Origin of the sequence: Roseateles sp. (assembly GCF_036486225.1) — a bacterium.
Classification (GTDB): domain Bacteria; phylum Pseudomonadota; class Gammaproteobacteria; order Burkholderiales; family Burkholderiaceae_C; genus Roseateles.
This window is the reverse complement of sequence record NZ_DASVNZ010000288.1, coordinates 1-22,850: the sequence shown is the minus strand read 5'-3', so window position 1 is coordinate 22,850 and position 22,850 is coordinate 1. Positions and strand designations below refer to the sequence as shown.

Here is a 22,850-nt window from a genome sequence, read left to right as displayed (position 1 = left end):
CGCGCAGTAGGCCAGCAGCGAGGCGCCGAACACGAGTGCCGCCATCGCACCGGCCGGGTCGACCGGGTCGACGACGAGCCAGGCGCCCGGCAGCAACGCCGGCAGCAGCACCAGCGACACGGCGGTGCACAGGCCGAGCCACTTGCCCACGATCATCGGCCGCGCGCGCAGGCCGCTGGCTTGCAGCATGCGCAAGGTACCGGATTCGCGCTCACGCGTGATCGCGCCGTGGCCGAGCACCGCGATCAGCAGCGGCACCAGTGCGCTCAACACGAAGGCGGGAGTGAGTTCACCGAGTCCGATCGATGGCGCCGCGTCCGCCGCTGGCGCGAACATTGCCATGTTCCGCTTGTGCGGTTCCAGCCACAACGCCTGGCCCGCCTGCGCGTCGATGCCGGGTTCCACCGCGGCCAGCGGCGAGCTCGGCTTGAAGGCATAAAGCCCGAAGTGCGCGCCGCGGTGCGGGTGCTTGTCGCCCTGGTGGTCCCATTGAGCGCGGGAGGCGGTCTCCACCTCGCGCCGTTCCTGCTCGGCGTTCTCGCGCCGCTGCTGCGCGAGCGCGAGCATCGCGGCGAACAGCAGCACCAGCGTGGTCCCCATCACCCACAAGCGACCGTCGCGCAGTTGCGCGCGCGTCTCCTTCATCACGAGGGCGGCCATCATGACGAGGACTCCACGGTGTTGCCTACCTCTCCGCGTACGTCGCCGCGTACGTCGCCGCGCACCTCACCGCGCGCGTGTTCGAGGTAGATGCGCTCCAGCTCGTCGTGCGCGACGCCGCGCGCATCGAACTCCGCGACGAGGCGACCCTCGCGCAGGATGCCGATGCGGTCGGCGACCTGCAACGCGTTGAAGAGATCGTGGGTCGCCATCAGGACGGCCATGCCTGCGTCGCGGGCGTCGAGCACGCCGCGCGCGAACTCGTTGGCCGCCGACGGATCGAGGCCGGATGTCGGCTCGTCCAGCAGCATGGCGCGCGCCTGACGCGCCTTCGCGATGGCGAGGCCGACCTTCTGCCGCATCCCCTTCGAATACGCGGCGACGCGCTGCGAGTGCGCCTGCGCCGGCAGGCCGGACGCCGAGAGCAGATCACAGGCGCGGCCGAACGCGATGCGCAGCCCGGAGAGCGTGCAGAAGTACTGCAGGTTCTCGATGCCGCTGAGGTACGGGTAGAGCGCGACGTTCTCCGGCAGGTAGGCGAGCCGGGCGCGCGCCGCCTGCGGGTCACGCGTGGCGTCGATGCCGTCGACCAGCGCCTGACCCGCCGCCGCCGGCACGAAACCGAGCAGCGCGTTGAGCGTCGTGGTCTTGCCCGCGCCGTTGCCGCCCAGCAGTGCGTAGACGCAGCCGGCCGGCACCTTCAGGTCGAGCGCATCGAGCGTGACGCGCTCGCCGCGGCGCACCACGAGGCGCCTGGCCTCGAGCAGCGGACCCGCATTCGTCAGGGATGCGGCGCTCATCAGAAGAAGACCTTCAGCGACGCGCCGACGGTGCTGCTCGGCACCGGCGAGAGCATCAGGCCCGCGGCGCTGCCGTAGGCGATCTCCGTGCCGTAGCGGTGCGGCTGGAATACCGCGTACAGCGTCGCCTGCATCGAGGCCCAGTCGTAGGTCGCGCGCAGGTCGTAGCGCGTGTAGACGGGCATCTCGCGCTCCTGCGTGGCGGGCGTTCCGACGTAGTAGGGGATGCCAGAGATGTAGTAGGCATCGGCGTTCAGCGTCATCCGGCCGGCGCCGAGTGCGAAGCGGTGCTGCACGCCGCCCTTGAGCTGGCGACCGGGCACCGACAGCTTCGCGCCGGTGTTGACCGCGGGGTTGTTCACCTTGGCCTCGAGGATGCGGCCCAGGCTGGCGTAGACGCTGGTCGACGCGGCGATCTGCCAGCGCGTCTCCAGCTCGACGCCCTGGCGGGTCGTGTCGCCGACCGACTTGAACGAGCCGTCGGGCTGGCCGGTGATCTCGTCGTCGTTCTGGATGTAGTACGCGGTGCCGGAGGCGGTCCATCCCGCCAGCGGCGCGGTGGTGAAACCCAGGTCGTAGGAGCGGACCTTGCTCGGCGCCACCGGGCTGATCACGCCGCCGGACGCGCCCAGCGGACCGGTCGCGCCGCTGCTGCTGATCTGCTCGGCGGCTGGCGAGCGCATGCCCTGCGCGACGTTGGCGAACAGCTCCAGCGCCGGCAGCACCGACCACGACGCGCCCAGCTTGGGCGTCAGCACGCCCTTGCGGTAGTCAGTGCTTGCGGCCGGCAGCTTGAGGTTGTCGATGTCGTAGTCGAAGCGGTCGTAGCGCGCGCCGGCGCTCAGCTTGAGGTCCCGCACGGGCCGCCACTGCGCCTGGGCGAAGACGCCGTAGGTGAGCAGGTCCAGATCTTGCGCATTGACGTAGTTGGCCGTCGGCAGGCGGTTGACGAAGATCCGGCGCGAAGCGTCGCCCCGGTCGGCGCGCGCTTCGGCGCCGATCGCGATCGCGGCGTCCTCGCCGAGGCGGAAGTTCTGCAGGAGGCGGCCGCCGAAGATGTTGCGGTGGTCGACGCCGACGATGTGCGTCGTGGCGTTCGAGGTGATGCCGCGCGTGCGGTCGAAGCGCTCCGCGTAGGCCGTGCCGTACCAGCCGGCGTCGCCCTCGGCCGGCGCGCGGTTCAGGACCAGCGAGCTGCGACGCGCATTGCCGAAGCCCGGGGTGTTGGCCTGCGTCGAGCGCGGGTCGAGGCCTTTCTCCAGGTCGGGCAGTAGTAGGTAACCGGCCGCGGCGAAGTCGGCGACGTAGCGGGTGAAGCGCAGGCTGTACCGGGCATCGCCGATGCGGGTGCCGAGTTTCCAGAACACCGTGTCCCGGTCGGTGCGGGAGTCGCGGCGGTAGCCATCGTTGCGGTAGAGGTCGGCGACGAGCAGCGAATCGATCTTCGGCATTCCGCCGAGGAAAGCGCTGCCGGATGCGTTGTCGGAGGCCCCGCCGAAGGTGCTGGAGAGCACGAGGGTGGCGCGGCGCAGGCCGTAACGCTCGACGCTCACGCCGAGGCTGGACGGCGTCGCGGCGCCGCCGTCGCGGGTGCGGATGTCCACCGCGCCGGCGCGGTTCTGGTCGCCGTACAGCGCCGAGATCGGTCCCTTGACGACGTCGATGCCGCCGATCAGGTCGCCGACCAGCCATTCGAGGAACACCGGGCCGTGGCCCGCGCCGCCCTGGCTGGACGGGACGTTCTGCGGCACGCCGTCGACGTAGACGGCGGTGTCGGCGCCGTGGGTGCCCTGCGTCGCGAAGCCGCGCATGCGAAAGCCGTTGCCGGTTTCGCCCTGGTCGATGTTGTTGGCCAGGACACCGGGCACGCGGCGGAAGACGTTGGAGATGTCGCGGCCGATGTTGGTCGCAGCGATGTCTTCCTCGCTCAGGTGCTGCACGGCGCCGGGCAGGGCGGTCGGCTTGAGCGACAGCTCGTTGCGGTCGCCCGGTTGGCGGATCGTCGAGGCGGACTTGCCGGAGACCTCGACGCGGCGCAAGGCTTGAGCATCGGCGGCAACGTCAGCGCTGGGTTCGGGTGCATCCGCGTGCGCGATGTCGACCGCGAAGGCCAGCGCGAGCAGGAGGGCGAGGGGAGTCGGCGCGAAGCGTGGAGAAAGGGAGGAGACGGACGTGGAACGGTTCGAATACATGAGAGAGCCCGGGAAAGGAGAACGGTCGACGCCAAGCGCGGCCGTCACCCGGCACCGGAGGTGCGGATGAAGCCGTGCAGACGTGGAGGGATCGGACGTCCTGGAGAGGACGGGATCAGGCCCGGGGCGGCCCTCGTGGATTCGCAGCGAGTGCGCAGCGCCCGGTGGGCAAGCCACTGGGAGGCGCGATCGGGGGCGGAGAAGCCTCCGCGTGGAAGCTGAAGATCAGCGGCGTGTCCGATGCGGCGAAGAGCTGCGCGTGGAACAGGCACCACGCGCAGCCGCCGCCCTTGGCCTCGCCGGCACCCGCGCCGTCGACACCGTCGGCATCGCCGTGATCGTCCAGGGCCGATGCGCTGACCAGCGCATCGACGGTGGCTGGCTCATCCAGCGCGGAAGCCGACACGCCGCCCAGCGCGGCGATCGGCTGGCTCACGTGCAACGCCTCGTGCAACGGCCATGCCAGCAGCACGCTCGCCACCAGCAGGGCGAACGTCCACAGCGTGAGGGACCGGTTGAAACGAGGCATAGGTGCGGAGGAGGGGCGTTGAAACGCGCGGCCGGCATTGTGCACCGGTCTTCATGACGCCCCGTTGGTCATGCGTCATGCGCCGCCGGCTCAGCGGGCGCCCAGCCCCAGGCCGCGCGCCAGGTGTTCCACGAACTGCCTCACCCGCGCGGTGCCCTGGACCCGCTGCGGATACACCGCATAGATGTCCGCGTCGGGCGTCTCCCACTCCGGCAGGACCTGGACCAGCCGCCCGGTCGCGAGGTAACGCGCGATGTCCCATTCCGCGCGCATCAGGATGCCGTGCCCGTCGAGCGCCCAGTTCACCGCGATCTCCCCGTCGTTGGTCGTCAACGCGCCGCGTGTCTTCACCGCTTCGGTGAGCGTCTTGCGGCCGCGCTTGGACGACAGCCGCCACAGCCCGTACGCCTCCTCGCCCTGACGGATGCCGATGCAGTCGTGACGGACCAGTTCCGCCGGCGTCTTCGGCGTGCCGTGCGCGTTCAGATAGGCCGGCGACGCGCACAGCAGGCGGCGGTTCGCCGCGATGCGCCGTGCGATGACCCGCGCATCCGGCGGCGGGCCGAAGCGGATGCAGACGTCGAAGGCGTCCTCGTGCAGCGGCGGCGGATTGACCGACAGCTGCAGCTGCACCTGCAGCTTCGGATGCTGGCGCACGAAGCTGGAGATCAGTGGCGCAATGTGCGTGCGCCCGAAGCCCAGCGTCGCGTTCACGCGCAGCAGGCCGCTCGCCGTGCCGCCGCTCGCGCTCATCACCTCCTGCAGATCGTCGATGGACGCCAGGATCCGCCGCGCGTGCTCCAGGTAGAGCTCGCCTTCCTGCGTCAGGCTCATCCGGCGCGTGGTGCGGCTCAGCAGCGCCGTGCCCAGGCGGCCCTCCATCTGCGTCAGGTGCTTGCTGACCGCCGCCGTCGTGATGCCGAGCTCGCGCGCCGCGGCGCTCAGGCTGCCGGCGCTGCAGAGCGCGGAGAAGAAACCCAGGTCGGCCGGCGCGATCGCGTCGGCGGCGGCGGCGCGCTGCGAGGTTCTTGAAGCCATGGGAAACCCTGCGGATTGTTGAATCCAGGTTGAAGACGGATTGACTTTAGCCGCGATCCGCAGGGCAGGGCGCTCCTAGAGTCGGGACAGGAATTTTCTCGATATCCCCTGACATCACCTGGAGACAGACCCTCATGAAGACCTATCGCATCGCCACCATCCCCGGCGACGGCATCGGCAAGGAAGTGATCCCCGCAGGCCGCGAGGTCCTCGAGGCGCTGGCCGCGACGAGCGACCGCTTCCGTTTCGAGTTCGAGGACTTCGGCTGGGGCGGCGACTGGTACCGCGCGCACGGCGAGATGATGCCGGCCGATGGGCTCAACGCGCTGCGCGACAAGGACGCGATCCTGTTCGGCTCCGCCGGCGATCCCGACATCCCCGACCACATCACGCTGTGGGGCCTGCGGCTGAAGATCTGCCAGGGCTTCGACCAGTACGCCAACGTGCGCCCGACGCGAGTGCTGCCTGGCATCGATGCGCCGCTCAAGCGCTGCGGGCCGAAGGACCTGGACTGGGTCATCGTGCGCGAGAACTCGGAGGGTGAATATGCCGGTGTCGGCGGCCGCGTCCACCAGGGCCATCCGATCGAGGCGGCGACCGACGTGTCCATCATGACCCGCACCGGCGTGGAGCGGATCATGCGTTATGCGTTCAAGCTCGCGCAGTCGCGGCCGCGCAAGCTGCTGACGGTGATCACCAAGAGCAACGCGCAGCGTCATGCGATGGTGATGTGGGACGAGATCGCTGCGCAGGTCGCGACCGACTTCCCCGACGTCACCTGGGGGAAGGAGCTCGTCGATGCCGCGACCGCCCGCATGGTCAACAAGCCGGCGACGCTGGACACCATCGTCGCGACCAACCTGCATGCGGACATCCTGAGCGATCTGGCGGCTGCGCTGGCCGGCAGCCTGGGCATCGCACCGACCGGCAACATCGATCCGGAACGCCGTTATCCGTCGATGTTCGAGCCCATCCACGGATCGGCCTTCGACATCATGGGCAAGGGTCTGGCGAATCCGGTCGGCACCTTCTGGTCCGCGGTGATGCTGTTGGAGCACCTCGGTGAGCAGGAGGCCGCCGCGCGCCTGATGCGCGCGATCGAAGCCGTCACCGCGAATCCCTCGTTGCACACCGGCGACCTCGGCGGCAAGGCGAAAACCACCGACGTCACCGCCGCCGTCGTGGCGGCGCTTCGCCAACCCCGCTGACGCTCCTTACTTTCACCGCCGCTGGCCCTCACCCCCGCCCTCTCCCGCAGTGCGGGAGAGGGGGCCACCCCAGTGCTCCTGAGTCGAATGGCTCGGTGCATTCTCACTCCCTCTCCCGCTTGCGGGAGAGGGCGGGGGTGAGGGCTGCGGTCTCACGCAGTACCACCCTTCGAATGGCCGTCAGAGCCATCGACCAGGAGACAAACCATGACCCTCGTTCCGACCTCCTCCCGCCGTCGGCTGCTGATCGCAGCCTCCGCGATCGCCGCGGCCACCGGTGCGCTCGGCATCGCGCCACCGGCGCTCGCCCAACCCTGGCCCGCCAAGCCCATCACCCTGATCGTGCCGTTCCCCGCCGGCGGCACGACCGACGTGCTCGCCCGCGCGCTGGCCGAGAAGCTCCAGCAGAGCCTGGGCCAGCCGGTGATCGTCGAGAGCCGGCCCGGCGCCGGCGCGACGCTGGGCGCGGACTACGTCGCCAAGTCCAAGCCCGACGGCTACACGCTGCTGATCGGCGCGGTCCATCACACCATCGCCAGCAGCGTCTACAAGAAGCTGCCCTACGACTTCCAGAAGGACTTCGTCCCCATCACCAGCATCGCGCTGGTGCCCAACGTGCTGGTCGTCAACGCGAGCCAGACCTCCGCGAAGACGGTGCAGGAACTGATCGCCCAGCTCAAGGCCAAACCCGGCGAGTGGACCTACGGCTCCAACGGCAACGGCACGGCGCAGCACCTGATCGGCACGCAGTTCCAGAACCTCACCGGCACGACGATGCTACACGTGCCCTACAAGGGCAGCGGACCGCTGGCGACGGATCTGCTGGGCGGGCAGATCCAGATGTCCTTCGACACGGTCACGCCGGTGCTGCCGCACATCAAGGCCGGCAAGCTGCGCGCGCTCGCGGTGACCACGGCCAGGCGCTCCAGCGCGCTGCCCGACGTGCCCACACTTGAAGAGGCCGGGCTGAAGGGCTTTGACATCGGCACCTGGTTCGGCGTGCTCGCGCCGGCGGCCACGCCCAAGGACATCGTCATCAAGCTGAACACTGAAATGGTCAAGGTCCTGCAGGCGCCGGAGTTCCGCAAGCGCATGGAGGAGATCGGCGCCGAGACCACCGGCGGCACCAGCGAACAACTGGCGTCCCAGATCCGCAACGAGACGGGCAAGTTCGCGAAGCTGGTCAAGGAAGCGAACGTCCAGATCGAATGACAGGCCGGGAGTGACACGCCAGGAACCACGCTGGAGGCATGACACGCGAACGATGAAGCGAGAGGTCTGAAACGCAAGAATGGGGGAGGGAAAACCGGCGAACACGCCGGACGGGTTGTCGACTGACATGGCTTTCAACCTTGTGGTCTCGCCATGATCGATCCGTCGACAAGCGCCGGGCGCTTCAACCAACTCATCGCCGCGCTGTCGCGGCGCACCGCCACCCCGCTCGAGGCCCGCGACGGGCTGCTCCTCCTCGTCGATGCCGGGGAAACCGTCCAGCTCGTCGTCGAGCTGTCGGACGCCGGAGACGGCGTGACGATCGTCGCACGGGTGATGCCCGTGCCCCAGGACGATGCCGGCGGCGCGCTGGCCCTGCGACTGCTGCGTTTCAATGCCGACCGGTCGGCGCTGGACGGCGCCGTGATCGCGGCGGACGGACAGCGCCGCCAGTTCGTGCTGATCCGCGAGCTCTCTCTGGACGAGGAAGCGGAGGTTCTTGCCGGCCGCATCGAGGCCCTGATGGACCTGGCGGCGGTCGTTCGGTTCGACGCCCTCGGCGAGCGCTCGCCGGGCGCCGGCACCGCCGCGCTGCTGCTGCGCTCCAGCCGGAGCGTGCGATGCGCCTGACCCACGCCTCCTCATCGATCCCCTCCTGGAGCCCTGCGACGCCATCGACGGCAGCGACACCGGCAGCGACGTCGGCAGCGACGTCGGCAGCGACGTCGTCATCGGCCGCCGGCCGGCGATCCCGTGGTAGGCATGCGCGGCCTGCTTCCCGGCATGCAGGGTCTCGGCGTCGGGCACCCCTTCGCGGGCATCCCCGGCAGCAGCGCCATGAACCTCCACGACCAATTCCATCGGCACGTGCTGCATCACTGCGACGGCCTCCCGGATTTTCCGAAATCGGATATCGATCATCGTGCATGAATGTGCATGAACGATTGAAAACGTGCAAAATCGCGTCTCACCTTCCTGGGACGCCATGTCGCTTGCCGATCTTCCTCACGCCCGTCGCCACGTCATCGCGGCACGGCTTTCCGCCGGGCAGGCCGTGGTGGCGGCCGACCTCGCGCTCGAATTCAAGCTGTCCGAGGACGCCATCCGACGCGACCTCCGCGCGCTGGCCGCGGACGGCCTGTGCCGCCGCGTCTACGGCGGCGCGGTGCCGATCGCGGCGAACGACCGGCCGCTCGCCGCGCGGATGAAGGAGGCGCCGGATCGCAAGTCCGCCCTGGCGCGGGCCGGCGCCGCCACCGTTCAAGCGGGCGAGCTGGTGTTCCTCGACACCGGCAGCACCAACCTCGCGCTGGTCGAGTTCCTGCCCGAGGACGCGGACCTGACCGTGGCGACCAACGCGGTCGACGTCGCCGCCGCGGTGCTGCGGCGCCAGGACCTGCGCCTGCTGATGATCGGCGGCGAGGTCGATCCGCACCTGGGCGGCTGCGTCGACGCGGCCGCGGTGGACAGCCTGTCGCGCCTGCGCATCGATCGCGGCTTCGTGGGCGTGTGCGCGCTGTCGATGAGCGACGGCATCCTCACGACGCACTTCCGCGAGGCCGCCTTCAAGCGCACGCTCATCGAGCGCAGCCGCCACGTCGTCGGCCTGATCACCAGCGACAAGCTGCAGGCCACGGCGGCGCATCGCGTAGCAGGTCTCGAGGCGCTGCACACCTTCGTCATCGAGCGCGATGTCGGCGCAAGCGTGATGAAGGCGCTGCGCCGGAGCGGGGCCGAGGTCGTCTCGGTCGATCCGGCGGGATGAAGCCTTGGACGACGGCAGGCCCTTCCAGGAACACGCCGCAGACGGGCCGGAGACGCGTCTGACCGTGCGCCTGACTGTGTGTATGGCCGTCATGGTGGCCAGTTGCGGGATCACCTGCGTCGCGGCGCTGATGCCGAGCCTGGCGCATCGCGTCGGACTGGATCTGCCGGAGCTGCTCGGTACCGCGTTGGCGTTGCTGGCGGGAACGGGAGCGGGCTGCGTGTTCGGCGTCTGCGCCCGTGTTCTGCAGGGCGCGGTGCGGGCGGGCGGGCGCGAGCTTGAGGCATCGGGTCCTCCGCCCTGGAGACCCGGCATGGCCGCGACCTCCGGCCTCGCGGGCGCGGGTGGCGTGCTGGTGACGACGTTGCTGCTGGCCGTGGGATTCGAGCCGCCGCTGGCGGCCGCGCTGGTCGTCGCGCCGATGGCGGTCGCCGTCGTGGTGGCGTGGCCCTATGTGCTGGAGGCGCCGGCACGGGGGCGCTGAACACGACCTCAAGGACTTGGCGGCGGTGTTTAGCGGGAAGCCCTAAACACTTGGGAAACTTGCGCGACTTCGTTGACCCCTGAAAAGGGCCCTTCAAGAATCGCCGCAACCCATGAGCAGCATCACCATCCGCGATATCGCCAAGGCCGCTGGCCTGTCCATCGGCACCGTGTCGCGCGGTCTCCGCAACCAGTCCGGCCTGTCGGAGGAGACCCGCCAGGTCGTCCGCGACACCGCACTCCGGCTGGGCTACGACTTCACGCAGCTGCGCAAGAACAGGATCCGCCGCATCGGCTTCCTGCTGCACAGCCAGCACAACACGCTGGCGTCCAGCCCGTTCTTCTCCGCCGTGCTGCACGGCGCCGAGCAGGTCTGCCGGCGTGAAGGCCTGTCGTTGTCCTTCATCGTCGCGGGACCGGGGCAGCCCATCGTGGAGCAGACCCGCGGCCACCAGCTGGATGCCTTCCTGTGCGTGGGCTACTTCGAGCCCGAGGTCCTCGACGCCCTCAAGCGCAGCGGCAAGCCGACCGTGCTCGTGGACATGCATCGCCGGGGGATGACCTCGGTCAACCCCGACCACCAGCACGGCAGCTTCCTCGCGACCAGCCACCTGCTGCGCAGCGGGCGGCGCACGATCGGGCTGATCTCCGGATCGCCGGCGCACTACAGCCTGGAGCAGCGCGCCCGCGGCTACCGGCGCGCGCTGTTCGAGGCGCAGGTGCAGGCCGATCCCGACCTCGAGGTCATCGCGCCGCAGCTCGGCGACGGCGAGGCCGGCGTCATCGCCGCGATGCGCGTGCTGCTGGAGCGCCGCAAGCGGCCCGACGCGGTCGTCTGCTTCAACGACAGCGCGGCGCTGGTGGCCATGCGCCAGTGCCTCAACGACGGGCTTCGCATCCCCGAAGACATCGCCGTGGTCGGTTTCGACGACATCGGCGGCGCCTCCGTCGCCCATCCGCCGCTGAGCACGGTCCGCGTCGACAAGGAGTCGCTCGGCGCCAAGGGCGTCGAGCTGCTGCTCGGCACGCCGGCGGACGAGCCCCTCGAACTCACGCTGCCGGTGGAACTGATCGTGCGCGACAGCACCAGCAGCAACGACTGACCCCCATCTCCCCATCCCCTCATCGCATGACAGAGACCCCATCTTCAGTGAACCGCGATCTGCCCGACTTCCGTTCCCGCGAGGTGCTGCTGGCCCACGCGCGGCACACGATGGACTTCTACCACCCGCGCTGCATCGACCCGAGCGGCGGCTTCTTCCACTTCTTCAAGGACGACGGCAGCGTCTACGACGCGCATCAGCGCCACCTGGTCAGCAGCACGCGCTACGTGTTCACCTATGCGATGGCCTATCGGCGCTTCGGCGACGCGGCCTACCTCGAAGGCGTTCGGCACGGCGTGCGTTTCCTGCGCGAGGCGCATTTCGACGACGCACTGCGCGGTTACGCCTGGCTGCTGGACTGGCGGAACGGCAAGGCGCAGGTGCTGGACGGCACCCGTCATGCCTACGGTCTGGCCTTCGTGCTGCTGGCCTATGCGCATGCGGCGATGGCCGGCGTGGAGGAGGTCCGGCCGTGGATCGCCGAGACCTTCGCGCTGATGGAGGAACGGTTCTGGGATGAAGCGGCGGGCCTCTACGCTGACGAAGCGAGCCCGCAGTGGCACGTGCTGTCGCCGTACCGCGGCCAGAACGCCAACATGCATGCGTGCGAGGCGCTGCTGGCCGCCTTCGACGCGACGGGCGAGCGGCGCTACCTGGAGCGCGCCGCGCTGCTGGCGCAGCACATCACCCGTCGCCAGGCCGAGCGCTGCGGCGGCCTGATCTGGGAACACTACGACGCGCACTGGCAGCCGGACTGGCTGTACAACCGCGACGATCCGGCCAATCTCTTCCGTCCCTGGGGCTACCAGCCGGGCCACTTCACCGAGTGGACCAAGCTGCTGCTGCAGCTCGAGGCCCGCGGCCAACACCTGGACCAGGACCTGGGCTGGGTGCTGCCGACCGCGACCAAGCTGTTCCTCGTGGCCGCGCGGCGCGGCTGGGACGCCGACCACGGCGGCCTGTGCTACTCGCTGGCGCCGGACCTGAGCGTCTGCGACCCGGACAAGTACTTCTGGGTCCAGGCCGAGAGCGCCGCCGCTGCGGCCCGCCTGGCCGCACGCACCGGCGACGCGGTCTACTGGGACTGGTACCAGCGCCTGTGGGCCTACAGCTGGACGCACTTCGTCGACCACACGCACGGCGCGTGGTATCGCATCCTCGACGGCGAGAACCGCAAGTACAGCGACGAGAAGAGCCCGGCGGGCAAGGTCGACTACCACACGATGGGCGCGTGCTACGACATCGTCGACGTGCTGGACGGCGTCGGCGTGCGGGGGACCGATCAAGGAGCCCGGGATGCGTGAGACGACTCCCGAAGCGCTCCCTGAAGCGATGCCCGACGCCCCCGAGCTGCTGTGCATCGGCGAGGCGCTGACCGACATGCTGCAGCAGGCGCCCGATCAATGGATCAGCCGTGTCGGTGGGTCGACCTGGAACGTGGCGCGCGCGCTGGCGGCACTGGGCGCACGCACGGCTTTCGCAGGGGCGGTGAGCCGCGACCTGTTCGGCGACGAGCTGGTCCGGGCGAGCGCAGCGGTCGAGCTCGACACACGGCTGCTACAGCAGGTGGATCGCGCGCCGCTGCTGGCGATCGTCGAACAGGGCGAGCCGCCGCGCTACTTCTTCGTCGGCGGCGACAGCGCCGACCTGCACTTCGATCCGGACGCGCTGCCGGCCGGATGGTCCGGCGAAGCGCACCGTGCGCACTTCGGCGGCATCAGCCTGGCGCGCGAGCCGCTGGCCTCGCGGCTCGTCGCGCTGGCCGAGCGCCTGAAGGGGCAGGGCGTGGCCATCAGCTACGACCCCAACTTCCGCAACCTGATGGCGCAGGGCTACGGGCCGACGCTGCGCCGGATGTGCGCGCTGGCCGATGTGATCAAGGTCTCCGACGACGACCTGCGCGGCCTGTTCCCCGGGCTCGAACTCGATGAAGCGATGACCCGGTTGCGCGCGCTCAATCCGGACGCGCTCTACCTGCTGACGCGCGGTGGAGGCGTGGCCTACCTGTCGCGCGGCGACGCGGCCTGCATGGCGCGCGCCCCCGCGGTCACGGTCGCCGACACCGTGGGCGCCGGTGATGCCGCGGTCGCGGGGCTGCTGCACAGCCTGCACCGATATCCGGAGCGCCCGCTGCGCGCGCACCTGCACGCGGCACTCGCGGCGGGGTCGGCCGCCTGCCTGCAGCGCGGTGCCACGCCGCCCGAGGCGGCGACCGTGCGGCGCCTGTTCGATCAACTCGAATCCACCACCCCCTGAGACCATAAGAGGAGACAAACGATGACCAAGACGACACACACCTGGACCCGCCGCAGCCTGATCGCGGCCGCGGTCGCGACCCTGGGCGCCATGGCCGTGCCGGCCCACGCCGGCGACCTGGAAGTCCTGCACTGGTGGACCAGCGGCGGCGAGGCCAAGGCCATCTCCGGCCTGAAGGACCAGTTGCAGGCCAAGGGCCACAAGTGGAAGGACTTCGCCGTGGCCGGCGGCGCCGGCGACGCGGCGATGACGGTGCTGAAGTCGCGCGCCATCTCGGGCAACGCGCCCACGGCCGCGCAGATCAAGGGCCCGCTGCTGCAGGACTGGGCGGCCGAGGGCATGCTCGCCAACATCGACGACGTCGCCAAGGCCGACCACTGGGACGAGCTGCTGCTGCCGGTGATCAGCAACATCGTCAAGTACAAGGGCCATTACATCGCGGTGCCGGTCAACGTGCACCGGGTCAACTGGTTGTGGATCAACCCCGAGGTGATGCGCAAGGCCGGCGTCAAGCCGCCGACGACCTGGGACGAGTTCTTCGTCGCGGCCGACGCGCTGAAGAAGGCCGGCGTGACGCCGCTGGCGCACGGCGGCCAGTCGTGGCAGGACTTCACCACCTTCGAGACCGTGGTGCTGGGCACCGGCGGGCCGGAGTTCTACCGCAAGGCGCTGATCCAGCTCGACCCCGCGAGCCTGAAGAGCCCGACGATGGAGAAGTCGCTGACGACCTTCCGCCGCCTGAAGGCCTACACCGACCGCAACGCGCCGGGCCGCGACTGGAACCTCGCGACCGCGATGGTCATGAAGGGCGAGGCGGCCATGCAGATCATGGGCGACTGGGCCAAGGGCGAGTTCCTGGCCGCCGGCAAGACCGCGGGCAAGGACTTCCTGTGCGTGCCCGCGCCGGGCACGGCCAAGTCCTACACCTTCAACGTCGACTCGTTCGCGATGTTCAAGGTCAAGGGCGAGGCCAACCAGCAGGCGCAGCGCGACATGGCCTCGGCCATCCTGTCGCCGGCGGTGCAGGAGTCCTTCAACCTCGAGAAGGGCTCGATCCCGGTGCGCAAGGGCGTCAGCCTCGCCAAGTACGACGACTGCGCCAAGGCCTCGGCCGCGGACTTCGCCGAAGCGGGCAAGGCCAATACGCTGCTGCCGTCGATCGCGCACGGCATGGCCGTGCGTGCCTCCGCGGAAGGCGCGTTGAAAGACGTCGTCAGCCAGTTCTGGAACAGCGACTCGATCACCCCGGCGCAGGCGATGGATCGACTGGTGACGGCGGCGAAGACGCAGTGAGGGCGCGTTGAGTGAGAGCCCTCGACCCCGAGCGGTCGAGCGCGGGCACTCCACGGGGCAGGGGGCATCGCGTCCGCGAACCCCCAGCCCCATTCCGGCCCCACCAGCCTCCGCTGACCTCGGGCCTTGGGCGTGCGGGATTCATGCGTGAGAGCCCGCGTGCAGGCTTCGGAGACACGGCGTTTGCTTCGCCTTCGAGTGAGCCCTCGTTGCCCGCAGGACGAGACTCATCGCTCCATCTTGCGGAGGCTCCATGGACGAGGCGCTCATCGATACGGTCCGGTCCCACGACCGCGCGGACGTGGACCGCTGGCTGTGGGACGGCTACCGGCGCATCGACACCATGCCCGATTCGCCGCGCCGCCGTCGCGCGCACATGACCCATGTGCTGGACTCGCAGCACCGGGTGCTCGCGTTGATGCCGAAGGACGACGAGAACGCGTCGACCGAAGAGCGTGCGCGCCAGCTCGCGCTGATGTCCTACGGCACCGAACGCTGGCTGGCGCTGCTCGCGCAGGTGCGCCTGCGCCATCGCGACCGCGTGGCACGGCGCGAGTACGCCGCCGAGCACGCCGGCGATCCGCCGTTCCGCGATGCCGACCACGGCGTGGTCCACGTCGTCGACGTGCTCGACCGCATCGAGGCGTTCGCCGACGTCGAGCCCTACACCGATGCACGCGTCAGTCGACGCGCCCGCGCCGAACAGGCGCTGCGATGGCTGGAACCGCGTCTCATGACAGCCGCCGATCTGCGCTCGCCGCAGGAGGCCGCGCTCATCGGTCAACGCGGGCTGTTCGCACGTCACGACATCGCGGCCGGCACCTGCCTCGGCGTCTACGGCGGCCAGTTGCTCGACGACGTCGATCTCTTCCTGCTCGACGACGACCGCTACCTGATGTCGGCCTCCGATCCGATCGGCTCGGTGGCCGTGAACGGCGAGAACCTGCTGTCGCTGATGAACACCTTGTTTCTCTTCGACGCCGAAGGCCGGCCCGACGGTCATCCGGTCGCCGGCTACAACGTGCGCGGCGAGTCCTTCCGCGTGCGGCTGCGCCATGACTGGACCGCGCGCATCCACGCGTTCCGCGCATCGGTGGACATTCCCGCGGGCCATGAGTTGCGTTGGAACTACGACCTCGGCGGCGTCCGCTGACATGACCAAAGTTGCACCACGCCCGCGCACCCGGTCGCGCGGATGCCCCATGAACACGCACATCCCGGGCCTTCTGCGGCCCAGCGCTCTGACATCCTGCTGACAGCTGTGCGGGAATCCGCACGCCTTTCACGGCCTCGATCGTCATGCCGCCGACATGTGCGCGACAGTCAGCGCTGTCAAGTCCTGACCCCCTTCGGGAACGTCCCAAGTTCCCTGGACGTTGTCATGACGCACCCTTAAACTCGCGCCCACTTTCGTGACCCCTTCCTCGCAAACGGCGAGGATCTGAGGGGTGCGATGGCGTACGGCGTGCAGGGTCCTGCCGTCGGTGACAGCCATGAAGGGCAAGCTGAAGTGACGAGTCGTTTTCGCTTCGAAGGGTTCGTGCTTGACATGGCCTCGCGCGTCCTCCTGTCGGAGGGCGTGCCCGTGCCGCTCAGCGGCCGGCAGCTGGATCTGCTCGGCGTGCTGGTCGCGCATCGCGGCGCGGTGGTGTCCAAGAACGAGCTGTTGAATCGGGTCTGGCCCGGTCAGGCCGTGGAAGAGAACAACGCGGCTGTGCATGTGTCGGCGTTGCGCCGCACGCTGGGCCGCGAAGCCATCGCCACGGTGGCCGGGCAGGGCTATCGATTTGCATTGCCGATGCGGCACGACGAGGACACGTCCGACGAGCCGACCGACCGGGCGGTCGAGCCCCCATCCCCCGTCCTGCGCCCGCGCGCGCTGCCGTCGGCGCCGGTGGCGATGCACGGCCGCGGCGCCGATCTGCAGGCGCTGTTGAGCCGTCTGGTGCGTCATCGACTGGTCACCGTGGTCGGTGCACCGGGTGTCGGCAAGTCGACGCTCGCGCTGGCCTGCGCGCATGAACGCCGCCAGGCCGCGCGCGACGGCGCGGTGTGGGTGGATCTGCTGAACGGGGACGATCCTTCCGATCCGCTGCCGGCCGTGGCGGCCGCGCTGGGACTGGATCCGGGGACGGACCTGCCGACCTTGCTGGCGCTGCTGCGGCCGATGTCGCTGCTGCTGGTGCTGGACAACGCGGAGATCGCCGGCGCGCGCGCCGCGACCTTCTGTCACGCGGTGCTCGAGAACACCGAGGACGTGGCGCTCATGGTCACCAGCCGCAAGGTGCTGCGTGTGCCGGGCGAGCGGGTGCTGCGCACGCCGCCGCTGTCGGTGCCTCCGGCCGGCGCGGGCGTGGACGAATCGCTGATGCACGGCAGCGTCGCGCTGTTCGTTGATCAGGTGCGGGCGCAGGGGCAGCCCTTCGCGCTCGGCGTGCACAACGTGGCGCAGGTGACGGCGCTGTGCCGCCGGCTGGACGGCGTGCCGCTGGCGCTGCAGCTGGCGGCGGGCCGGCTGGCGATGTTCGGCATCGATCAACTCTGCGAACGCCTCAGCGACCGCTACCGCCTGCTGACGCGCGGCACGCAGGCGGGGCCGCGCCGCCATCAGTCGCTGCGCGTCTGCATGGATGCAAGCATGGCGCTGCTGGACGACGTCGAGCAGCTCGTGCTGCGCCGGCTGGAACCGTTCGAGGGCGGCTTCACGCTGGAGATGGCGACGGCCGCGCTGTCGGACCGGCAGCTCGACGCCTGGACCGTGGCGGAGGCGCTCGAGGGACTGGTGGACCATTCGCTGGTGCAGGTCGACGCGGAAGACCGCCCGCGCTACCGGCTGCTCGACGGTATCCGCGCCTACGGGCTGCTGCTGCTGGAAGAGACCGGCGAGGTCGACATCGCGCGGCGCCAGCATGCGCGCGCGATGAGCCAACTGTTCGATCGCGCCGAGCGGGCGCTGCAGATGATGCCGGACGCGCGCTGGATCGCGGAGTTCTCGCCCGAGCTCGGCAACGTGCGCGCCGCGCTCGACTGGTGCCTGGAGCACGAGCCGGTGCGGGGGCTGGGGCTGCTCGCGCATTCGCGCGCGCTGTTCGAGCTGCTGTCGCTGGTGCCGGAGTCGGCGTGGCGTCATGCCGCCTACGAGGCCGAGCTGCCGGCCGAGCTGCCGCCGGCGGTGCTGGCGCGTTACTGCATCGATCACGCTGGGCTGCTCGCGCCGCACGATCCCAAGCGTGCGGCGATCTGGTACCGGCGCGGGGTGACGGTGTCGCGCACGGCGGACGATCCGGCGCTGCGTTATCTGGCGCTGTGCCGGCAGGTCGTCGAGGACCGCGAGCTGAGCCAGGCCGCGATGCGTTACGCGATGGGCGAGCTGGTGGCGCTCGCGGGCCGCTGCGAAGGCGCGCATGCGGCGCGTCTCAAGCTGTGGGGGCTCGCGGCGCGGGCGCACGTGTGGCGCGTCGAAGGCCAGGCGGCCGAGGCCGACGAGGCGATGTGCGCGTCCTTGCAGCTGGCGCAGGAGGTCGGCGCGTCGCGCTGGGTGCTGGACGACCTGCATCGGCTCATGAACCTGCAGGTCGGGCATGGCGAACCGCTGCGATCCGCGGCGCTGGTGCGCCAGTGGGAGGATGCCGCCAGCCGCGCGAGCGGCGTCAACACGGCCAACGGCGAGTTCCTGCAGCGCGTGCTCGGCTGCCTGGCCGCCGTGCTGCTGGCCGAAGGACGGGCCGAGGAGGCACGCGACGTGCTGACGGGCATCGTCTCGCCGCGGTCGTCCCGCGAGCGCCATCCTGAGCATCCGCACGACGCCCAGCACGAGGCCTTCGATCGACTGCTGCCTGTCTTCGCCTGGCTGGCGTTCGAGGAAGGCCGTGATCAGGACGCGGCGCGCCTGACCGGGTACGCGGGCCAGGCGTACTCGCCGATCCGTGCGGATCCCCTGCCGCCGTGGGGCAGTCTGGTGCAGCGGATGCGCACGCGGCTGGACGGGTTCTCGATGGCGCGGCTGCAGGAAGAGGGCCACCGCTGGGATGAGCCGCGCGCGATGGCCGCCGCCTTGGCCTGGACGGCGGGCATCGCCGCCTCGATGGGAGACTGACGGCCACTGAGGGGCGAAGCGGCTCGCTGCCGCGCGAAGCGATCGCGCGGGGACCATGCCCGTACCGGCCCGGGCGTCACGCGAGGGTCACGCGGGCTGTCGAGAGTGGCTGCTGCACATTGCAGGACCGCTCCCATGACGATCACCACGCCGCCGGCCGGCTTGCCGCCGCTCACCATGAACACCGGCGCCATCGAACTCGACCGGCTCGACCGCGCGCCGACCCCCACGACGCCGGCATCGCCCGGCTCGCCGGCGTCGCTTCGCGGCGAGGCCACGCCGCCCCGGCGCTTGTCCGCTGAACTCGGCGGTCTCCATGCGCGGCGGAATTCCGATCCCGGGCCCGGTCCTGCGCGCAATCCGGAGACGGCAATGGCGCCGCGACGTTCCCTCGACCAGTTGCGTCGACCCGCCGTGGCCAACGGTGACGCCACCCCGCCGGTGATCCCGTCCACACGGAGTTCGTCGCCGGCCCCGACGACGACGTCAGCCACGTCAGCGACATCGGCGACGACCGATCACGGTCATGCGCCGCGCGAGGCCGGCGCGGCCTCGTTCTTCCTGATGCAGAACGTGCGCCACGCGCTGCCGGTGGCGGGCGTGCGTACGGTGGTGCAGGGCGTCATCGCGCCGGAGCTCGCGCGGGCGGTGGCCTCGCATCCGGACGCCGCGCTGGCGGCGCAGACCGCGTTGACGGCCTACTCGCTGGGGCGGCGCATCGTGTCGCAGATCCACAGCGAAAGCAGCGCGCAGGTCGCCAACCAGGCGTTCTCAGGCGATGCCGCGCAGCGCGACAACAGCCTGCCGCGTCGCCTGTGGCAGGGCGTGCAGTCGGCCGGCATCGCTGGCGGCGACTTCGCCGCGCTGGCGCTGACGATCGCCGCGCGCAGCAACCCGGCCCTGACCGGCGTCGCGCAAGCGGCGGCGGCCATCCAGGTGGTCGCGCACCTGCAGGCGCAGTTCCGCGAGGCGCTCCGTCCCGCGATCAACACGGTGCACGTCGGCAACGGCGACCGCAACGTCCCGCAACCGCCCGAGGGACGGAACCTGCGTCCCGCCGATGTCACCCTGACGATGCGCGGCACCTTCGGTCTCGCCGCCGGGGTCATCGACATGGGCACGCAGCTGCTGATGCAGCGCGCGCTGGGTGGTCAGCCCGCGTGGCAGGCCGCGCGCGGCCTGGCCATCGGCGCGGGCGCCATCGCGGGCGTGGGCAACATGCTCACGTCGTCGGTCGAGGATCACCTGGTGGACACCGCGTCCGCGCGGCGCATGCAGCAGACCGATCCGTCGCATGTGCGCCATCTCCACACGGACCTGCGCAACCCGTTCACCCGCAACGAGCTCGGCCGCCAGGCCGAACGCGCCGACACGCGCGTGTTCAACACGATGGTGCCGGGGTTGATCGCGCTGGGCGTGGTGCAGGCGCTGCAGTCGACGCTGAGCCAGCCCGGCGTCAGCGCCAATGAGCGCCAGGCGGCGCAGGCGGGCGTGCATGCGGCCGTTGCGGGGCTGGTCGGCGGCGCGCTGCTCGCGCTGACCGTCGCGTCGTATCAGCTCAACGACACGGTGCGCAGCCGCAATGCCGCGCAACGCGCCGCGGCGCAAGGCGCGCAGCCCTGATGAGTGGCTGACTCTTCCGCTTGCGGGAGAGCAACCGTGTCAAACGCATGCAGCGGTAGACGTTGCTCCCTCTCCCGCTTGCGGGAGAGGGAAGGGGTGAGGGTCAGCGGCCGCGGCAGGACCGCAGTGCGTGTTCTTCTTTCAGACGTCGAGCCGATATCCCACGCCGTACACCGTCTGGATGCGCGGCACCGGTGTCCCGTCCATCGTGCGCGACCGCGAACGCGGCCCGCCCGGATTCAGCTTGAGCCGCAGCTTGTACACGTGCTGCTCCAGCGTGCGCTTGCCGATGTCGCTCGAGCGTCCCCAGATCTCCGTCGACAGCGTCTGCATGCTGACCACGCGCCCCAGGTTCTCGAACAGCGTCCAGGCCAGCGCGAATTCGCGCGCCGTCAGGCTGACCTCGCGCGCGCCGGTGGACAGGCTCTGCGTCGACGCATTCAGCGCATAGGGCCCCGCGCGCAGCGACGTCGCGCGCACCCCGTCCGTGCGTGTCTGGATGCGCGCGCGCAGCCGATGGATCAGCGGACCCGCGCCGTCGGAGATGACGGCGTAGTCATCCGCGCCGCGTTGCAGCGCCCGCGAGATGCCCACCGAGTCGCCCAGTCCGAGCACGACGATGGGCACGCTGCGTCCGGCGTGCAGGCGCAACGCGGCCAGCCAGCCGTCGATGTGGGTGTCGTGGTCCTCCAGCAGCACCGCGTCGGCGCCGGGCGTGCGCAACGCCGATATCAACGTGCTCAGGTGCGTGTGGGGGGCGGGGTCGTAGCCGGCATCGCGCAGCGCAGCGGCCGCGAAGTGTTCCAGCGAGCGGGAAGGGCAGAGGGTGGCGACTTTCACGTGGACCTTGAAAACCGGATGACCTGCGCACTGTCGCCAACGCCGGCGTTTCATGTCCTTTACGGAACATTCATTTTCATTTATGCCCCCTCGTTCAGGGGGTGAAAGCGGTTTCAGGCATGCCAACCAGCGTCGTGATCCGACGAACGTAGTCTTCGGTTTCGGGGAAGGGCGGCACGCGCTGGCCGAAGCGCTCGACCGCGCCTTCGCCGGCGTTGTAGGCCGCCAGGATCAGGTCCACGCGGCCGTCATAGCGGTCGTGCAACGCGCGCAGATGGCGCACGCCGATGTCCACGTTCACGCGCGGGTCCAGCAGGTCCGCGCGCGTGTACACGCCGTAACGCGCGGCCGTCGCGGGCATCAGCTGCATCAGGCCCATCGCGCCCTTGGGCGAGCGGGCGTCGGCGCGGTAGCGCGACTCGACGAAGATCAGCGCCGATACCAGGGCCGGGTCCAGCCGATGGCGGTTGCTGGCGGCGCGCACCATCGAGGCCATCTCCGCGGGCATGGGCCGTGCGGCGTCGCGAAGGAAGGCGCTCAGATCGGGCAGGGCGCCGGCCATGCCGGCGGGCCCTTGGATCAGACGGGCGGCGAAACCGACCCACGGCGGGCTGTCGTCAGCGCTGCCGGGGCGCAGCGGCGCCACGGCGACGCGCACCAGCGTGCAGTCGTCGGCGAGCCCGGGATGGCGTTCGCGCGGATCCTCGATCAGCAGCCGTGTGCTGCCGTCGATCAAGGTACAGCGATAGCGGGTCACCTGTTCGGTGGGGCGCTCGTTCGCGGCGCTGAAGCTGGCGGCGCTGGCCACGCTGGTCGCACCGATCGATTGCGCAGTCGCGTCTGTCGCGCCAGCGGCGTGGACGACGAGCGTCGTCACGGCGAGCTGGCGGAAGAGGGAAACGAACGAACGATCGTTCATGTGGCGCTCCATCGAAGACTGCGAGGGCGCGATGCTGGGTCTTCACGACGGCGGTGGTGCCTCGCGATGCGAAGCGCGAGACGACTGAACGAATGCTCCTCTTCGGAGGTAGTTGTCGTTATCCAACGCGGACCTCGATGGATTGCACGCGGATGTCGACAGCAGAACTGACTGCCGAGGCCGCTGGCCCTCACCCCCGCCCTCTCCCGCAAGCGGGAGAGGGGGCAATAAGCACCGTGTCACTTCATCTGCCGCGCAGGCGGGAGAGGGGAAAAGAGGAGTCGGTGCTGCGAGCAGAGCCGGTCGGACGCCCTCTCCCGCTTGCGGGAGAGGGCGGGGGTGAGGGCCAGCGGCGGTGGAAGTACCACCACCTTCGCATGCCACACAGCGTCTTCGCATGGCCTCGTGGCTGCCCGGCAGCCGGTCCCTATGTTCCGCTCCATCGCATCAACGGAGTCCTGAACATGACCTCTCCTGTTTCCACCAGCGCCCCGTCGACCCCGGCTGCCGCTCCCGCGAAGGAGGAGTCCCTCGAAGGGCTGATGGCGCAGCGTTTCATGATGAGCGCGCAGCAGAACCAGCGTGCCTTGAGCCAGTCCATGACCAAGATGGCGGACCAGATCAAGGCCTCGATGCAGGACGACGAGTAAGCCACCCCAGCGTCCGCACCGTGATCCTCATGACCCGACGTCTTCGTTCTCCTGGCCGCGCGTTGTGCGTCGGTCGTCTGCCGGTGGCGCTGATGCTCTGCGCGGCTGCGCCGCTCAGCTGGTCGGCGCGCGCCGGCGAGCCGGCGGCCAGCGCGGCCACGGGATCGGGCGCGAGTCCGATCG

General features: G+C 70.1%; 21 protein-coding genes. 14 read left to right on the top strand and 7 right to left on the bottom strand.

All coding sequences use genetic code 11. The annotated features are described in order from the left end of the window. From VF536_RS18825 to VF536_RS18805, 5 genes are all read right to left on the bottom strand, one after another. Nucleotides 1–663 (bottom strand): ABC transporter permease (locus VF536_RS18825; protein WP_331616393.1); only part of this gene is annotated, 663 nt, incomplete at its 3' end. Further along, on the bottom strand, nucleotides 660–1,460 hold the full coding sequence (locus VF536_RS18820) for an ABC transporter ATP-binding protein (protein WP_331616392.1): 801 nt from the start codon (nucleotides 1,458–1,460) through the stop codon (nucleotides 660–662). The genes VF536_RS18820 and VF536_RS18825, both read right to left, overlap by 4 nt. After that, nucleotides 1,460–3,652: a TonB-dependent receptor gene (locus VF536_RS18815; protein WP_331616391.1), complete on the bottom strand. Its 2,193-nt coding sequence runs from the start codon at nucleotides 3,650–3,652 to the stop codon at nucleotides 1,460–1,462. The genes VF536_RS18820 and VF536_RS18815 overlap by 1 nt, the downstream gene beginning before the upstream one ends. Nucleotides 3,653–3,767: 115 nt before the next feature. Continuing rightward, nucleotides 3,768–4,181 carry a hypothetical protein gene (locus VF536_RS18810; protein ID WP_331616390.1) on the bottom strand — a complete coding sequence of 138 codons (414 nt, stop codon included), beginning with the start codon at nucleotides 4,179–4,181 and terminating at the stop codon, nucleotides 3,768–3,770. A 90-nt stretch (nucleotides 4,182–4,271) separates the two neighbouring features. Next, nucleotides 4,272–5,219, bottom strand: a complete 948-nt coding sequence (locus tag VF536_RS18805) for a LysR substrate-binding domain-containing protein (RefSeq protein WP_331616388.1) — start codon at nucleotides 5,217–5,219, stop codon at nucleotides 4,272–4,274. Nucleotides 5,220–5,353: 134 nt separating this feature from the next. Between VF536_RS18805 and VF536_RS18800 the strand changes: the two genes are divergently transcribed. The 13 genes from VF536_RS18800 (at nucleotide 5,354) to VF536_RS18740 (ending at nucleotide 20,258) form a co-directional block, all read left to right on the top strand. Beyond that, a complete protein-coding gene (locus VF536_RS18800; RefSeq protein WP_331616387.1) occupies nucleotides 5,354–6,427 on the top strand; it encodes a tartrate dehydrogenase in 1,074 nt (357 codons plus the stop codon). A gap of 207 nt (nucleotides 6,428–6,634) precedes the next feature. Beyond that, nucleotides 6,635–7,639: a tripartite tricarboxylate transporter substrate binding protein gene (locus VF536_RS18795; protein WP_331616386.1), complete on the top strand. Its 1,005-nt coding sequence runs from the start codon at nucleotides 6,635–6,637 to the stop codon at nucleotides 7,637–7,639. Between the two features lie 153 nt (nucleotides 7,640–7,792). Further along, nucleotides 7,793–8,269: a hypothetical protein gene (locus VF536_RS18790; protein ID WP_331616385.1), complete on the top strand. Its 477-nt coding sequence runs from the start codon at nucleotides 7,793–7,795 to the stop codon at nucleotides 8,267–8,269. A gap of 132 nt (nucleotides 8,270–8,401) precedes the next feature. Beyond that, a complete protein-coding gene (locus VF536_RS18785) occupies nucleotides 8,402–8,569 on the top strand; it encodes a hypothetical protein (protein WP_331616384.1) in 168 nt (55 codons plus the stop codon). A 55-nt stretch (nucleotides 8,570–8,624) separates the two neighbouring features. Next, nucleotides 8,625–9,404 carry a DeoR/GlpR family DNA-binding transcription regulator gene (locus VF536_RS18780; RefSeq protein WP_331616383.1) on the top strand — a complete coding sequence of 260 codons (780 nt, stop codon included), beginning with the start codon at nucleotides 8,625–8,627 and terminating at the stop codon, nucleotides 9,402–9,404. 82 nt (nucleotides 9,405–9,486) lie between these two features. Then, entirely contained in the window at nucleotides 9,487–9,888 is a 402-nt protein-coding gene (locus VF536_RS18775) for a hypothetical protein (protein WP_331616382.1), read from the top strand. A 112-nt stretch (nucleotides 9,889–10,000) separates the two neighbouring features. Continuing rightward, nucleotides 10,001–10,990, top strand: coding sequence for a LacI family DNA-binding transcriptional regulator (locus VF536_RS18770; RefSeq protein WP_331616381.1), 990 nt, complete (start codon nucleotides 10,001–10,003; stop codon nucleotides 10,988–10,990). A 26-nt stretch (nucleotides 10,991–11,016) separates the two neighbouring features. Then, nucleotides 11,017–12,294 carry an AGE family epimerase/isomerase gene (locus VF536_RS18765; protein WP_331616380.1) on the top strand — a complete coding sequence of 426 codons (1,278 nt, stop codon included), beginning with the start codon at nucleotides 11,017–11,019 and terminating at the stop codon, nucleotides 12,292–12,294. Between the two features lie 28 nt (nucleotides 12,295–12,322). Then, nucleotides 12,323–13,246 carry a carbohydrate kinase gene (locus VF536_RS18760; protein WP_331616395.1) on the top strand — a complete coding sequence of 308 codons (924 nt, stop codon included), beginning with the start codon at nucleotides 12,323–12,325 and terminating at the stop codon, nucleotides 13,244–13,246. A 21-nt stretch (nucleotides 13,247–13,267) separates the two neighbouring features. Continuing rightward, the gene (locus tag VF536_RS18755) at nucleotides 13,268–14,539 is read left to right on the top strand and encodes an ABC transporter substrate-binding protein (RefSeq protein ID WP_414710409.1); all 1,272 of its coding nucleotides are present in this window, start codon (nucleotides 13,268–13,270) and stop codon (nucleotides 14,537–14,539) included. A 253-nt stretch (nucleotides 14,540–14,792) separates the two neighbouring features. Further along, on the top strand, nucleotides 14,793–15,692 hold the full coding sequence (locus tag VF536_RS18750) for an SET domain-containing protein (protein WP_331616379.1): 900 nt from the start codon (nucleotides 14,793–14,795) through the stop codon (nucleotides 15,690–15,692). 396 nt (nucleotides 15,693–16,088) lie between these two features. Then, a complete protein-coding gene (locus tag VF536_RS18745; RefSeq protein WP_331616378.1) occupies nucleotides 16,089–18,635 on the top strand; it encodes an ATP-binding protein in 2,547 nt (848 codons plus the stop codon). Nucleotides 18,636–18,770: 135 nt separating this feature from the next. Then, the gene (locus tag VF536_RS18740) at nucleotides 18,771–20,258 is read left to right on the top strand and encodes a hypothetical protein (protein WP_331616377.1); all 1,488 of its coding nucleotides are present in this window, start codon (nucleotides 18,771–18,773) and stop codon (nucleotides 20,256–20,258) included. Between the two features lie 141 nt (nucleotides 20,259–20,399). Here the strand turns inward: VF536_RS18740 and VF536_RS18735 are convergent, their stop codons facing one another. Then, on the bottom strand, nucleotides 20,400–21,098 hold the full coding sequence (locus VF536_RS18735; RefSeq protein ID WP_331616375.1) for a response regulator transcription factor: 699 nt from the start codon (nucleotides 21,096–21,098) through the stop codon (nucleotides 20,400–20,402). A gap of 94 nt (nucleotides 21,099–21,192) precedes the next feature. Further along, entirely contained in the window at nucleotides 21,193–22,017 is an 825-nt protein-coding gene (locus VF536_RS18730) for a lytic transglycosylase domain-containing protein (protein ID WP_331616374.1), read from the bottom strand. 464 nt (nucleotides 22,018–22,481) lie between these two features. Between VF536_RS18730 and VF536_RS18725 the strand changes: the two genes are divergently transcribed. Then, nucleotides 22,482–22,667: a hypothetical protein gene (locus tag VF536_RS18725; protein WP_331616373.1), complete on the top strand. Its 186-nt coding sequence runs from the start codon at nucleotides 22,482–22,484 to the stop codon at nucleotides 22,665–22,667. Nucleotides 22,668–22,850 lie beyond the last annotated feature (183 nt).